Annotated in this window: 9 protein-coding genes and 1 pseudogene; 2 read left to right on the top strand and 8 right to left on the bottom strand. The window is 72.2% G+C overall.

The window, feature by feature from the left end:
- Positions 1–290 precede the first annotated feature (290 nt).
- Positions 291–1,808, top strand: a complete 1,518-nt coding sequence (locus AB0J90_RS20905) for a DUF2142 domain-containing protein (protein WP_363598174.1) — start codon at positions 291–293, stop codon at positions 1,806–1,808.
- Positions 1,809–2,014: 206 nt separating this feature from the next.
- A complete protein-coding gene (locus AB0J90_RS20900) occupies positions 2,015–2,905 on the top strand; it encodes a septum formation family protein (RefSeq protein WP_363598172.1) in 891 nt (296 codons plus the stop codon).
- An 86-nt stretch (positions 2,906–2,991) separates the two neighbouring features.
- On the opposite strand, the gene AB0J90_RS20895 is transcribed toward AB0J90_RS20900, so the two are convergent.
- From AB0J90_RS20895 to coaBC, 8 genes and pseudogenes are all read right to left on the bottom strand, one after another.
- Positions 2,992–4,341, bottom strand: a complete 1,350-nt coding sequence (locus tag AB0J90_RS20895; RefSeq protein WP_363598232.1) for a transcription antitermination factor NusB — start codon at positions 4,339–4,341, stop codon at positions 2,992–2,994.
- Between the two features lie 260 nt (positions 4,342–4,601).
- Positions 4,602–5,546 (bottom strand): methionyl-tRNA formyltransferase, encoded by a 945-nt coding sequence (fmt, locus tag AB0J90_RS20890; protein WP_363598230.1) that lies wholly within the window; start codon positions 5,544–5,546, stop codon positions 4,602–4,604.
- A 5-nt stretch (positions 5,547–5,551) separates the two neighbouring features.
- Positions 5,552–6,112: a peptide deformylase gene (gene def, locus AB0J90_RS20885; RefSeq protein ID WP_363598170.1), complete on the bottom strand. Its 561-nt coding sequence runs from the start codon at positions 6,110–6,112 to the stop codon at positions 5,552–5,554.
- Between the two features lie 158 nt (positions 6,113–6,270).
- Positions 6,271–7,484 (bottom strand): annotated as a pseudogene (locus tag AB0J90_RS20880) (cytochrome P450).
- 76 nt (positions 7,485–7,560) lie between these two features.
- Complete coding sequence (locus AB0J90_RS20875) at positions 7,561–8,559, bottom strand: AAA family ATPase (protein WP_363598168.1); 999 nt, start codon at positions 8,557–8,559, stop codon at positions 7,561–7,563.
- A gap of 144 nt (positions 8,560–8,703) precedes the next feature.
- Positions 8,704–10,893: a primosomal protein N' gene (locus AB0J90_RS20870; RefSeq protein WP_363598228.1), complete on the bottom strand. Its 2,190-nt coding sequence runs from the start codon at positions 10,891–10,893 to the stop codon at positions 8,704–8,706.
- A 59-nt stretch (positions 10,894–10,952) separates the two neighbouring features.
- Entirely contained in the window at positions 10,953–12,146 is a 1,194-nt protein-coding gene (metK, locus tag AB0J90_RS20865; RefSeq protein ID WP_363598166.1) for a methionine adenosyltransferase, read from the bottom strand.
- 88 nt (positions 12,147–12,234) lie between these two features.
- Complete coding sequence (gene coaBC, locus AB0J90_RS20860) at positions 12,235–13,443, bottom strand: bifunctional phosphopantothenoylcysteine decarboxylase/phosphopantothenate--cysteine ligase CoaBC (protein ID WP_363598164.1); 1,209 nt, start codon at positions 13,441–13,443, stop codon at positions 12,235–12,237.
- Positions 13,444–13,456 lie beyond the last annotated feature (13 nt).

Raw genomic sequence — 13,456 nt, 5'->3', positions numbered from 1 at the left:
CTCGGCCGACCTCGAAGCCGAATGCTCGGCCACGCCGAGCCTGCGTGGTCAGCATGTAGCGCCGGGCCAAGCGGCCCAGGCGTCGGACAGGACACGTGCTGACTGCCGGAAGATCGAGCAGTGGCTCTCCATCGTGGTGGGTCCGTTTCGAGCAGCGCTACCCGCAGCCGCCGTCGATGGTTCCCGTCGAGCTCAAACCGGCCCGTACGTCCGGTATGCTCCCGCCGGTGACCAATCCGGCGGCGACCGAATCGCCTCGCCCAGCCCTTTCCGGCCGCGCTCTCCGTACGATGTTCCTCTGGGCTCTGCTCGGCTATTTCCTGTTGTTCGCCGCGTGGGCCGTTGCCAGCCCCTATGACGGCACTCCGGACGAGCAGGCGCACATCGCGAACGCGTACGGTGTTGCCTCCGGTCAGGTTCTCGGCGAACTCGCCCAAGAGGGCCAATATCCCGGTGTATATCGCAACATTCCCAAAAGCCTGATCCGCGACAACTGCTTCGCCTTCCATCCGGAGGCGCCGGCGAGTTGCGCCGTCCCGCCGGGTGGCGACGAAACCGAACAGCGCAAGCTCGTACACGTCGCGCGGTACTCCCCGGCCTACTACCTGGCTGTGGGGATGCCGATCCGGATCTCGCCGGACATGACCGGGGTGCTGTTCGCCCGGCTCATCAGCGCCGCGATCGTGGCGGCCCTGATCGCCTGGGCGACCTCCGTGGCGCTCACACTCCGCCGCCGGGCGGTGGTCGGTGGCATCCTGGTCGCCGTCACCCCGGTCGTCGCGGTCCAGGCGGGGGCGATCAACCCCAGCGGCACGGAGATCGCGGCCGGCCTCGGCCTGGTGGTCGGTCTGATGGCCATCTTCTTCGAGCCGGACGGGGCGGGCGCGCGCAGGTCGGCATGGTGGCTCGCGGGTGTGGCGGGGGCTGCGATGCTCGCGCTGCGGCCCGCGGGGCCCGCCTGGTTCGGCGTCGTCGCGCTGGTCATGCTGCTGCCGATGACGTCCCACCTGCGCCAGGTCCTGTTGCGCTCACGGCGTTTCTGGACCCTTTTCGCGACACTCTCCGTGGTCGGGCTGACGGCCGTCTCGTGGACCCTGTGGCGACACGCGACCGACCTGATTCCGGGAACCACGAGCAACCTCGGCCCGGTCAAGACGCTCCAGGTCGAGATATTCGACCGGTGGCATCAGATCGTCCCCGAACTCATCGGCCGACTGGGCTGGCTCGACACTCCGTTGCCTGTCTTCGTGTACATCGCCTGGTGGATGGCGATCGGCACCCTGGTGGCCCTTGCCCTTGCCCTCGGCCGACCGGCCGATCGGTGGCGGGTGGCCGGCCTCGGCGCGCTGGGAATGCTCGCGCCGAGCCTCGCCGAGGCGATCCAGATCAGCAAGTCCGGCTTCATCAACCAGGGACGCTATTTCCTGCCGATGCTGATCGGAGTTCCGATCCTCGCGGCATACGTCGTCGCCAATCGGGGTTTCGCGGCCCCGCTCAACAGGCTGACCAGACTGTTCGCGGTCGTCCTGCTGCCGCTTCATGTGCTGGTTCTCGCGTGGGGCATGATCCGCTTTCAGAACGGCATGCCCTCGCCCCTGTATCCCCCGTCGCTGAACCCCCTCACCGGCTCGTGGCATCCGCAACTGGGTTCGGTGACGCCGCTCCTGCTGGGCGTACTGTCCGCCGTCGTCCTCGTCACGTTCTACCGACGGATAACCATCGACATCCCGGAGTCGGTGGCCGAGGCGGCACCCGGGGAAGCCCAGCCGGTCTCGGGAGTCGCCGAGCCCGAACGGGTCACCGTCTGATGTCGAACCCTCACCGTCGTCGGCGTGGCCGACCGGAGCCGGACGGGACAGGGCATGCGCTCATCCGGATGGCGGCCGGGACCGGCGGCGGACGAAGGCGGCGCGGGGTCGTACGGACACGAGCCGGTATGCTGCTCGGCCGATGGCCTTCGGTGCCCGGCAGGGGTGCGGTAGCCGGCCGTCGGGTCCCCGGGGAGGACAAACAGATGCGACGTTGGTTGACCGCAGTGGCTCTCGGTGGTTTGGCGGCGCTCGTACTGAGCGGTTGTGCCCTGCCCGACGGTGTCGACGGCGACCTGACCGACGACTGGGCCGCGATCGGGGCTCCGGTCAGTTTCACCCCACCGGCCGGCACCTGCCACCCGCGACCGGTGGACATCGGCTACCTGAGTTCCTACCAGCCGGTCGATTGTGGACAGACGCACGACACCGAAACCGTGTACGTGGGCACGTTCGGCGGCGGTGACGCGGATCGGACCACTCCCCCGGCCGAGGGGTCGCCCAGCATGCGGGCGGCTCGGGCCGAGTGCGACGGCAAGGTCAACGAGTTCGTCGGTGGTGACTGGCGCGGCGGTCGTCTCTCGCTCAGCGTGGTGCCGCCGTCGAGCTACGCGTGGGAGGGCGGCGCCCGCTGGTTCCGGTGCGACCTGGTGGAGACCGGTGGCCTGGACAACCCGGACGTGGTGAGCCGGCAGCAGACCCTCAAGGGCGCGCTGACCGCGCCGGACGGCCTGGCCTACGGCTGCTTCACGCCGAAGCTGGTCAAGGACGACATCGACCAGATGCAGCCGGTCTCCTGCACCGCGAAGCACAACAGCGAGTTCGCCGGGATCTGGACCGCGCCGGACGTCCCGTACGACGCGTTCCGCAAGGACGACGCCCGCACCGAGAAGGGGTGCATGGGTGTCATCGCCACCTTCACCAAGGTGCCCAACAACAGCGACCTGCAGTACCGCACGGGCTGGATCTTCTACTACCCGAGCGAGGCCGACTGGGCGGCCGGCAACCGCGGGGTGCAGTGTTTCCTCTGGATCGACGGTCGTTCCCTGACCCGGTCCCTCAAGGGTGCCGGGCCGGGCGCGCTGCCGATCAACTGACCCCGCACCACACTCGACGGAGACGTACGGCGACGCCCCGGCCATCCGGCCGGGGCGTCGCTGTATGGAGATCGGTGCGGCGGTTCTCACTCGCCGCGGCGCAGCACCGCCAGGAACATCGCGTCGGTGCCGTGCCGCTGCGGCCAGAGCTGCACGGTGGGGCCGTCGCCGAGGCCGGGCATGCCGGCCGGCAGCAGCGGCCGCGCGTCGACAAAATCGACCGGTACGCCGGAACGCCGCGCCGCCTCGGTCACCGTCACGTGGGTCTCCACCACGTGCGGCGAGCAGGTCACGTACGCGACCACGCCGCCCGGCCGGACCGCCCGGAGGGCTGCGGTGAGCAGTTCCCGTTGCAGCCGGGTCAGCGGCGGCAGGTCGGACGGTTGGCGGCGCCAGCGCGACTCGGGGCGGCGGCGCAGCGACCCGAGCCCGGTGCAGGGTGCGTCGACCAGTACCCGGTCGAATCCGCCCGCGGGCAGGTCGGGGTCCTCGCCGGCGGTCCGCCCGTCCATGGTGAGCACCTTGACCGGCAGGCCGCGTACCGCCTGGGAGACCAGCCTGGCCCGATGCTCGGCCACCTCCACCGCGGTCAGGGTGGCCCCCCGCTGCGCGGCGAGCGCGCCGAGCAGACCGGCCTTGCCGCCGGGACCAGCGCAGAGGTCGAGCCAGCGGCTGTCCTCCCCCTCGACCGGTGCGGCGGCGACCGCGGCGGCGACGAGTTGGGAACCCTCGTCCTGCACGTGTGCCCGGCCGTCGTTGATCGCGGCCAGGTCACCCGGCGCCCCGCCGGACAGGTACACGGCGTACGGCGAGAAGGCACCGGGTGCGCCGCCCACCTCGTCGGCCAGCTCGACCGGGTCGGCTCGGCCGGGACGGGCGCAGAGGTGCACCGGCGGGCGCTCGTTGTCCTCGATCAGCAGTCGGGTGGTCTCGGACATGTCACCGCCGAGCGCCTCGGCGAACGACCGGATGATCCACTGTGGGTGGCTGTAGACGAGCGAGAGGTGCCCGACCGGGTCGGTCTCGAACGGCGGCGCCAGCTCGGCGACCCAGGTGTCGAGGTCCTTGCCGGCGATCTCGCGCATCACCGCGTTCGCGAACCCGGTCGCGCCCGGTGCCACCGAGCGGACCAGTTCGACCGTCGCGGAGACGGCCGCGTGCGCCGGCACCCGGGTGTAGAGCAGCTGGTACGCGCCGATGCGCAACGCGTCGCGCGGCTGTGGGTCGATCCGGGCCACCTCCCGTGCCGCCGCGACGGCCAGGATCGCGTCCAGGGTGCCCCGTACCCGCAGCGTGCCGTAGGTCAGCTCGGTGGCGAAGGCGGCGTCACGGCCGTGCAGTCCCCAGTCGCGCAGGAGTCCCGGCAGCACCAGGTTCGCGTACGCGTCGTCGCGGTGCACCGCCGCCACCGCCTCGTACGCCGCCAGGCGCGGCAGGTCGGCCGGTGGGCCGCCCGGTCGACCGCGTCCGCCCGTACCGGTGGACCGGTCCCGGCCGCCGCGGGCGTCCCGGGGACGGCCACGGTCGTCGAAGCGGGGTCGTCCCCGGTCGTCGGAGCGCGGTCCAGCACGGTCGTCCGAGCGGGGTCGGCCCCGGTCGTCGGCGCGGACCGGCGACCGGTCGTCGGGGCGCCCGCGACCACGGTCGTCCGTGCGGTCCCCGGAGCGGGTCTGGTCACGGTTGTCCGACGAGGCGATCACTCGGTCACCTCGGCGGTCTGGAAGGTCTCGCCCGGGGCGACCCGGACGCCGCGCGCCCAGTCGGTGGCCGGCATCGGCTTCTTGCCCGCAGCGCGTACCTCGCCGAGGGCAACCGCGGTGGTGGCCGTGCCGACGAGTACCTGGGTCCGTTCGATGAGCAGCTCTCCTGGTTTGAGATCGGGTGAATTGGCGATCGGTCGGACCGGGCCGAGCTTGACCCGGTCGCCGCGGAAGGTGGTCCAGGCGCCGGGTGCCGGGGTGGCCGCCCGGATCCGCCGGTCCACCGCGAAGCCCGGTTCGGTGAAGCGGACCTGGCCGTCGGCGACGGTCAGCTTCGGGGCCAGGGAGACCCCGTCGACCGGCTGCGGCTCGGCTCGGGCGGTGCCCGCCTCGATCGCGTCGAGTACGGCCACGAGCAGCCCGGCGCCGGAGGCGGCGAGCCGGGTCAGCAGGTCACCGGAGGTGTCGACGGGACGGATCTCGTCGGTGAGGGTGCCGAAGACCGGGCCGGTGTCCAGCCCGGCTTCGAGCTGGAACACGCTGGCGCCGGTCAGTGCGTCGCCGTGCAGCACCGCGTGCTGCACGGGCGCGGCCCCGCGCCAGGCAGGCAGCAGCGAGAAGTGCAGGTTGACCCAGCCGTGGGTGGGGATCTCCAGCGCCGCTGGCGGCACCAGCGCGCCGTAGGCGACCACCGGCACGCAGTCCGGCGCCAGCTCGGTCAGCCGGGCCAGGAACTCGGGCTCGCGCGGGCGGGCCGGGGTGAGCACCTCGATGCCGTGCTCGTCGGCCCAGGCACCGACCGGGGAGCGGACCAGACCACGGCCGCGTCCGGCGGGCGCGTCGGGGCGGGTCACCACGGCGAGCAGTTCGTGCCGGGAGGCGGCGACGGCCTCCAGGGCGGGCAGCGCGACGGCGGGTGTGCCGGCGAAGACCAGGCGCATCCGGGTCACCGCCCCAGGCCGAAGGGACTGCCCGCGCCGTGCGGGCTGGTCTTGATCACCGGCGGGGCGCCGGAGTCGTACCAGTCCGCCGCGCGGATCGCCTTCATCGCCTCCTTGCGCCCCTCGACCGAGAGCCGGTCGAGGAAGAGCACCCCGTCGAGGTGGTCGGTCTCGTGCTGTACGCAGCGGGCCATCAGGCCGGTGCCGACGATCTGCAACGGGTCGCCGTACGAGTTGAAGCCCTTGGCCACGACGTTCTGCCGGCGCACCGTGTCGAAGTAGAGGCCGGGGATGGACAGGCAGCCCTCCGGGCCGTCCTGCTCCTCCTCGTCGGGGAAGGAGAGCACCGGGTTGATCAGGTGCCCGACCACGTCGTCCACGTCGAAGGTGAACACCCGTAGGCCGACCCCGAGCTGCGGGGCGGCCAGACCGGCACCGTTGCGGTCGCGCATGGTGTCGGTGAGGTCGGCGACCAGCTTGCGCAGCTCGGCGTCGAAGTCGACCACCGGCTCGGCCGGCGTGCGCAGCACCGGATCCCCGAACAGACGGATGGGCTGGACGGTCACGCGGGACGGCTCCTTAGCTGGGGGGACGGTTGCCGGTGGGACGGTCACCCGGGCGGGTCGCCCGGTCGGGCGGACCACCATCGGGAGAACCGGCCCCGGCGGAACGGGGGCAGACAGGATGCTGCCGTACCAGTCTACGGCGGCGGTACCGGCAGATTTCAGGCCACCGACACCGGCAGCCGCTCGTAGCCGCGCAGGGTGAGCCGGATCCGGTGGGTGGGCGTACCGACCAGTTCGAGCCGGGGTAGCCCACGCAGCACTTCGGGGAAGGCGACCTCCGCCTCCAGCCGGGCCAGCGGCGCACCGAGGCAGTAGTGCGCGCCCGCGCCGAACGAGATCGGTTGCCGGTCCGGCCGGTCCGGGTCGAACCGGTGCGGGTGGGCGAACCGGTCCGGATCCCGGTTGGCCGCCCCATCAGCAGCAGCACCTCCGCGCCGGCCGGCAACCTGGTGCCGGCGGCCTCGGTCGGTACGCCGGCGACCCGGCTGGTGAGCTGCACCGGCGCGTCGAACCGGAGCAGTTCGCGGACGTAGTCCGGGGCGAGGGCCTGGTCCGCCCGCAACCGGGCGGCGTGTGCGGGGTGGGCCAGCAGCACGGCGAGGCCGTTGCCGAGCAGGTTGGTGGTGGTCTCGAAGCCCGCCACCAGCAGCAGCACCAGGTTGGCCAGCAGTTCGTCGCCGGAGAGCTGGTCGGGGTCGCTGTCGTGGGCCAGGACCAGCGCGCTGGTCAGGTCCGGACCGGGGGTACGGCGCCGGTACGCGATCAGCTCCCGCAGGTACGCGGCCAGTTCGGTCGCGCCCCGGTTCGCGGTGTCGAGGTCGTCCTGGGTGATCTCCGGTTCGAGTACGGCGGTCAGGTCGGCGGCCCGGACCCGGAACCACGGATGGTCGGCGGCCGGTACGCCCAGCAGCGCACAGATGACGCCGACCGGCAGCGGGTAGCCGAACTCGGCCAGGAAGTCCACCGGCCGGCCGTCGCGGCCCCGCTCGGCTATGCCGGTCACCAGTTCCCGCGACTGGGCGGTGACCACGTCCCGCAGCGCAGCCACCCGGCGCGCGGTGAACGCCCCGGCGACCAGCCGTCGCATCCGGCTGTGGTCCGGTGGGTTCGTCTGCAGGACCGAGGTGGCGATCACCGCGATCGCCGGGTTGTTCCACCAGCCGACCCACTGCCGGTCGAGCATCGCCGCGTCGCGGACCAGCATGCCGGGATCGCGCAGCAGTTGGTCGACGGCGGCGTACCCGGTGACGACAAAGAGGTTCGGACCGGCCTCGACCACCGGACCGTGCCGGCGCAGTGCCTCGTAGAGCGGGTACGGATCGGTCCGCCCGGCCGGCGACATGAGCAGGGTGAGTGCCTGGGCGGGATCCATCGCGTACCTCCGGGACGGCGCGCAAAGATCCATCATCGTCGCCCGGCGCCAGTCGGCCCCGCCCGGGGCGGGACCGTTACGAGGAGATGCCGGCCTCGCTGGCCAGGATCGGGTCGGCCGAGGCCGGGTCGGCCTGTGCCAGCACGTGCTCGGGCAGCGGCAGCCGTACGCCGTGCGCCGCGTCCCAGTCGTAGATCGTGCCCAGCCCGACCTCGGCCTGGAAGAACTCGACCGCGGACCGGCCGCCGACCACGGGCTCGTCGACCTCGGCGACCAGCCGGCCGGGGACCAGCTTGAACCCGTTGCGCAGGGCGGCGCTGAGTCGCCGGTGCCCGTCGACGACGAAGAAGTCGGTGCCGGTGTAGCCGATGCTGAGCGGCTCCAGCGCCGCCTCTCCGGCCCGGGCGACGTCGTCGACGAAGTCCGATTCCCAGAGCCCGCGCAGCCCCTGGATCTCCTGGCTGGGGTAGATCCGGCCGGGGTCGAGCAGGAGCAGCGGCGGCGCCTCCTGCAGCACCTGCTTGCCGAGGGTGCCCTCGAAGGCGGCGATGACGTGCTCGACGACCTCCATCGCGGAGGCGCGGGTGGTGTCGCAGATCAGGTCGTAGTTGCGCAGTTTGGCCTTGTCCACGCCGTACCGGAGGATGAACCGGCTGCGCTCGCTCTCGCTGCGTTCGCGCAGCTTGGTCCGGGCTTCCTCGATCGAGGTGTAGCTCTCGGCCGGGCCGGAGGGGCGGGCCAGCACCCGGCGGGCCGCCTCGGTCGGCTCGGTGATCATGTGGATCTTGAGCGCGTCCCGGAAGAAGTGCCAGGCCAGCCGGCTGTCGACGATCAACTGCTCGCCGGAGTCGGCGATGTCCTGCTGGAGTTGGTCGACGTAGCCGTCGACCGCCTGGTCCAGCTCGGCGTGCAGGTTGAGCTGCAGGGTGGTCATCTGGCGCCGCTGCGCCATCTCGCGGTACAGGTCACCGACGCTGATCCGGCGCAGGCCGAGTCGCTTGGCGAGTTCGATCGACACCGTGCTCTTACCGCTGCCGAGATCTCCATTGAGAACGATCGATTGACGATCGGCCACGACGCACACACCCCTGATCGCAGACTGATTAGGATCACTCGATTACACACCGAACCGGTGTGATCACGGCATCGTCACACCAATGGGCGGCGACATGAGGGGCGATGTTACCACGCGTACACCAGCCTCCCGGCGGACCACGGGTCAGAACAGGTTCAGCGGATCGACCTGGATCCGTACCGGTTGACCGGCCTTACGGGCCGTGCGTACCCCGGCCGCCTCGTGCAGCGCGACCGCCAGCGCACCGGCCCGGCCGCGGGGCACCCGGACCAGCATCCGCTCCTGGCCCTCCCCCGCCGGCACCGGCCCCAGGACCTCCGCGCCGGCCGGTAGTCGGGTGACCGCGAGCAGGTCGGCGACCGCGTCGGGCACCCCGGTCAGGCTCGCCATCCGGGCTGCCGGTGGGAAGCCCAGCTCCCGCCGCTCGGCCAGCTCACGGGCGGCGAACCAGGCCGGGTCCCAGCGCAGCAGCGCCTGCACCGGCGCCAGCGCACCGTCGGCGACCAGCACCACCCGCCCCCCGGCCGCCGCCGGTCGGGCCAGCGCCGCCGCGGTCAGCCAACGCCGCAGCGCCTCCTCGGCGGCCCGCAGGTCGGCCCGGGTCAGCAGCGCCCAGGAGTCCAGCAGCAGCACCGCACCGTAACCGCCGCCGGCCGCGAGCGGCTCGGCGCCGGGCGTCGCCACCACCAGCCCGGCCTCCGCCGGTACCTCGCCGAGCACCTCTTCCCGACCCGAGGTCCGTACCGGCACGCCGGCGAACGCCCGCCCCAGCTCCTCCGCCGTACGCCGGGCGCCGACCACCGCCGCGCGCAGCCGACGCCCACCACATTCGGGACAGGTGTACGCCGCCGCGACCCGCCCGCACCAGTGGCAGCTCGGTACGGCGTTCGCAGAGCGCAGCGCGAGCGGCCCCGCACAGTGCGGGCACCGGGCCGGAGCGCGGCAGTTCGCGCAGGAAACCGACGGCAGGTATCCCCGACGCGGCACCTGCACCAGTACCGGCAGATCGGCCCGCAGTGCCGCTCGGGCCGCCTCCCAGGCGAGGCTGGGCAGCCGCGCGGTCGCCGCCCCCGGATCCCGGGCCAGTTGCGGATCGTCACCGGTCGGCGTCACCTGCGGCGTACGCGCCCGCACGGTCGCCCGGTCGGCGACGATCTCCTTCGCCCAACCGGTCTCGACCAGCAACTGTGCCTCGGCCGTCCGGGCGTGCCCCGCCACCAGCACCGCGGCGTCGGCGAGCTGGGCACGGGTGAGCAGCACCTCGCGGGCGTGCGGGTACGGCGCCCGCGGCTCGGAGTGCAGATCGTCGCCGTCGTCCCAGATCGCCACCAGCCCGAGCCGGTCGACCGGGGCGAACATTGCCGCCCGGGTGCCGATCACCACCGGCACCTGTCCCCGCGCGGCGGCGAGGAAGGCCCGGTAACGCTTGGCCGGGCCGAGCGCCGCGGAGAGCGCCACGTGCCGTCCGGTACCGAGTTCGGCGGTGAGCGCGGCGTCGAGGCGGTCGAGGTCGCGGGCGTCGGCGACCACCGCGACCACTCCCCGCCCACCGCGTACGGTGGCCGCCGCCGCCTCGGCGAACCGCGCCGCCCACTCCTCGCCGGGCAGCGCGGACCAGACCGCACGCGGGCGTCGCCCGTCGGTGAGCGCCCGCAGGAACCCCGGCCCGGCCGGATAGTCCCGCCACCCCCGCCCCGGGCGGTCGTCCGCCACCCCGTCTGCCGGGACCCCGTCTATCGGCACCCCGTCGATCGGCACCACATCGCGTCCCGCCGTGTCGGGTCCCGCCAGCCCTGCCGGCGCGACGTCGGGTCCCGCCACGGCAGCCGGCGCGACGTCGGGTCCCGCCACGGCAGCCGGCACCAGGTCCGGTGACGCCACGGCGCCCGGCGCCATATCCGCTGACAGCACGCCTGCCGGCGCGACGGCGGGTGGGACCGCGCCAGCCGCTGCCGCGTCGGCGGGCATCACGACGTCGGTCGGCGGTGGGTCGGTGGTCACCGGGGCGGGCACGGGCTGTGACTCGACCCGGGCGTGGCGGGGTGGCACGGCGAGCCGGAGCACGTCGGCCAGACCTCCGGCGTACCGGTCCGCGACCGCCCGGGCCAGCCGGGCGATCTCCGGGGAGAGCACCCGTTCCGCCGAGACGAGGCGTTCCAGGTAGGTCAGCCGGCCGTCGTGCGTCGAGGACTCGACCCGCTCCAGCAGCCAGCCGTCGACCAACTGCCCGGCGAACCGGACCCGGACCCGCGTGCCGGGCTGGGCCGTCTCGGCCAATTCACTGGGCACCAGGTAGTCGAACGGACGGTCCAGGTGGGCCAGCGGCACATCCACCACTACGCGAGCGACCGGCAGCCCGCTCGCGGGCTGCCGGTCGGTACGCCTAGCGGTGGTCAGGCTCCTGCGGCCGACTTGAGGTCGGCGGCACGGTCGGTGCCCTCCCAGGTCAGATCCGGCAGCTCACGACCGAAGTGGCCGTACGCCGCGGTCTTCTGGTAGATCGGCCGGAGCAGGTCGAGGTCGCGGATGATCGCGGCCGGACGGAGGTCGAAGACCTCGCCGATCGCCTTCTCGATCCGCTCCACCGGGACGTTCTCGGTGCCGAAGGTCTCCACGAACAGGCTCACCGGGTGCGCCTTGCCGATCGCGTACGCGACCTGCACCTCGCAGCGCTCGGCCAGACCGGCGGCCACCACGTTCTTCGCCACCCACCGGGTCGCGTACGCGGCCGACCGGTCGACCTTCGACGGGTCCTTGCCGGAGAACGCGCCGCCACCGTGCCGGGCGTACCCGCCGTAGGTGTCCACAATGATCTTCCGGCCGGTCAGACCCGCGTCACCCATCGGGCCACCGATCTCGAACCGCCCGGTCGGGTTGACCAGCAGCCGGTAGCCGTCGGTCTCCAGACCCAGTTCCTCGAGTTCCGGGGCGATGACGTGCTCGCGTACGTCCGGGGTCAGCAGCGACTCCAGCGAGATGTCCGCGGCGTGCTGGCTGGACACGACCACCGTGTTCAGCCGGACCGGCCGCAGCCCGTCGTACTCGATGGTGACCTGGGTCTTGCCGTCCGGGCGAAGGTACGGGATCGTGCCGTCCTTGCGGGCCGAGGCGAGCCGGCGGGCCAACCGGTGCGCCAACGCGATCGGCAGCGGCATCAGCTCGGGCGTCTCGGAGCAGGCGAAGCCGAACATCATGCCCTGGTCACCGGCGCCCTGCGCGTCCAGAGCACTCTCCGAGGAGCCCGACCGCAGCTCAAGGGCGCTGTCCACACCCTGCGCGATGTCGGGCGACTGGGAACCGATGGAGACACTCACTCCACACGAGGCCCCGTCGAAACCCTTCTTCGAAGAGTCGTACCCGATCCCGAGGATCGTCTCCCGGACGATGGTCGGGATGTCGGCGTACGCCTTGGTGGTCACCTCACCCGCGACGTGCACCTGACCGGTGGTGATGAGGGTCTCGACCGCCACCCGGCTGCGCGGGTCCTGGGTCAGCAGCGCGTCAAGGATGCCGTCGCTGATCTGGTCAGCGATCTTGTCCGGGTGGCCTTCCGTGACCGACTCGGAAGTGAACAGGCGGCGTGCCACGGTGCTCCTAAAGGATCTCGAAGAGTGTCGGCGGGCAGTCTAGCGCCGCGGACATGGGTCATTTCCTCGGTGACAGTGTGCTCAGTGGTTAAGACGAAACGGTTAAGCGCGTTGTTACCAGGTCCCAGACGCCGTCGGCGAGGTCTTCCTTGGATTGTTCCGGGAAAGCCGTCCTGGATCCATCCGCGCCCAGCACGACAGCAGTATTGGAGTCGGTGCCGAACGCCTTGTCCGGCCCCACCTCGTTGACCACGATCAGGTCCGCCTTCTTGCGCGCCAGCTTCGCCCGTGCGTTGGGCTCGGCGTCACCGGTCTCGGCGGCGAAGGCGACCAGTACCTGGTGGGCGTGGCGCCGGTCGCCGAGTTCGGCGGCGATGTCGGGGTTGGTGACCAGTTCGATGGTGGGCGCCGTACCGTCATCCGATTTTTTGATCTTCTGGTCGACGTACGTCGCCGGGCGGAAGTCCGCCGGTGCCGCCGCCATCACCACCACGTCCGCGTCCGCGGCGGCCGAGAGGGTGGCCTTGCGCAGTTCCTCCGTGGTGGACACGCGCACCACCTCCACCCCGGCCGGGTCGGGTAGCGAGACGTTGGCGGCAATGACTGTAACCATAGCGCCACGCACAGTAGCAGTGCGGGCAAAGGCGTAACCCTGTTTGCCAGAGGATCGGTTACCCAGGAAGCGCACCGGGTCGAGCGGTTCCCTGGTGCCACCGGCGGTGACCACCACCCGCCGCCCGGTCAGGTCACGTGGCGCGACCGCCCCCCGGGTCAGCGTCCGCCGGGCGATCGCGAAGATCTCCGCCGGGTCGGGCAGTCGACCCTTGCCGGTGTCCGCGCCGGTCAGCCGACCGCTGGCGGGCTCGACGACAAGTACGCCGCGAGCGCGCAGCGTCGCCACGTTGGCCACCGTCGCCGGGTGCTCCCACATCTCCGTGTGCATCGCCGGCGCCAGGACCACCGGGCAACGGGCGGTCAGCAGCGTGTTGGTGAGCAGGTCGTCGGCCAGTCCGTGCGCGACCTTGGCCAGCAGGTCGGCGGTGGTCGGTGCGACCACGACAAGATCCGCCTGCTTACCGATGCGGACGTGCGGGACCTCGTGCACCTCGGCCCAGACGTCGTCCGCGACCGGCTTGCCGGAAAGCGCCGCCCAGGTCGGGGCGCCGACGAAACGCAGTGCCGAGGCGGTCGGTACGACCCGGACGTCATGCCCCGACTCGGTGAAGAGCCGGAGCAGCTCACAGGCCTTGTACGCAGCGATGCCCCCGCCTACGCCAAGAACGACCTGAGCGGGCATGAGCGATCTGTCG

This window comes from Micromonospora sp. NPDC049523, assembly GCF_040676775.1.
Taxonomy (GTDB): Bacteria; Actinomycetota; Actinomycetes; order Mycobacteriales; family Micromonosporaceae; genus Micromonospora_G.
Note: the sequence above shows the minus strand (reverse complement) of the source record. Positions and strands in the feature narration are given on the sequence as shown.

Excerpts from the sequence above, each read along its gene's own strand:
- AB0J90_RS20905 (WP_363598174.1), top strand. The coding sequence starts at position 291 with ATGTTCCTCTGGGCTCTGCTCGGCTATTTCCTGTTGTTCGCCGCGTGG.
- AB0J90_RS20900 (WP_363598172.1), top strand. The coding sequence starts at position 2,015 with ATGCGACGTTGGTTGACCGCAGTGGCTCTCGGTGGTTTGGCGGCGCTC.
- fmt (WP_363598230.1), bottom strand. The coding sequence starts at position 5,546 with ATGCGCCTGGTCTTCGCCGGCACACCCGCCGTCGCGCTGCCCGCCCTG.
- coaBC (WP_363598164.1), bottom strand. The coding sequence starts at position 13,443 with ATGCCCGCTCAGGTCGTTCTTGGCGTAGGCGGGGGCATCGCTGCGTAC.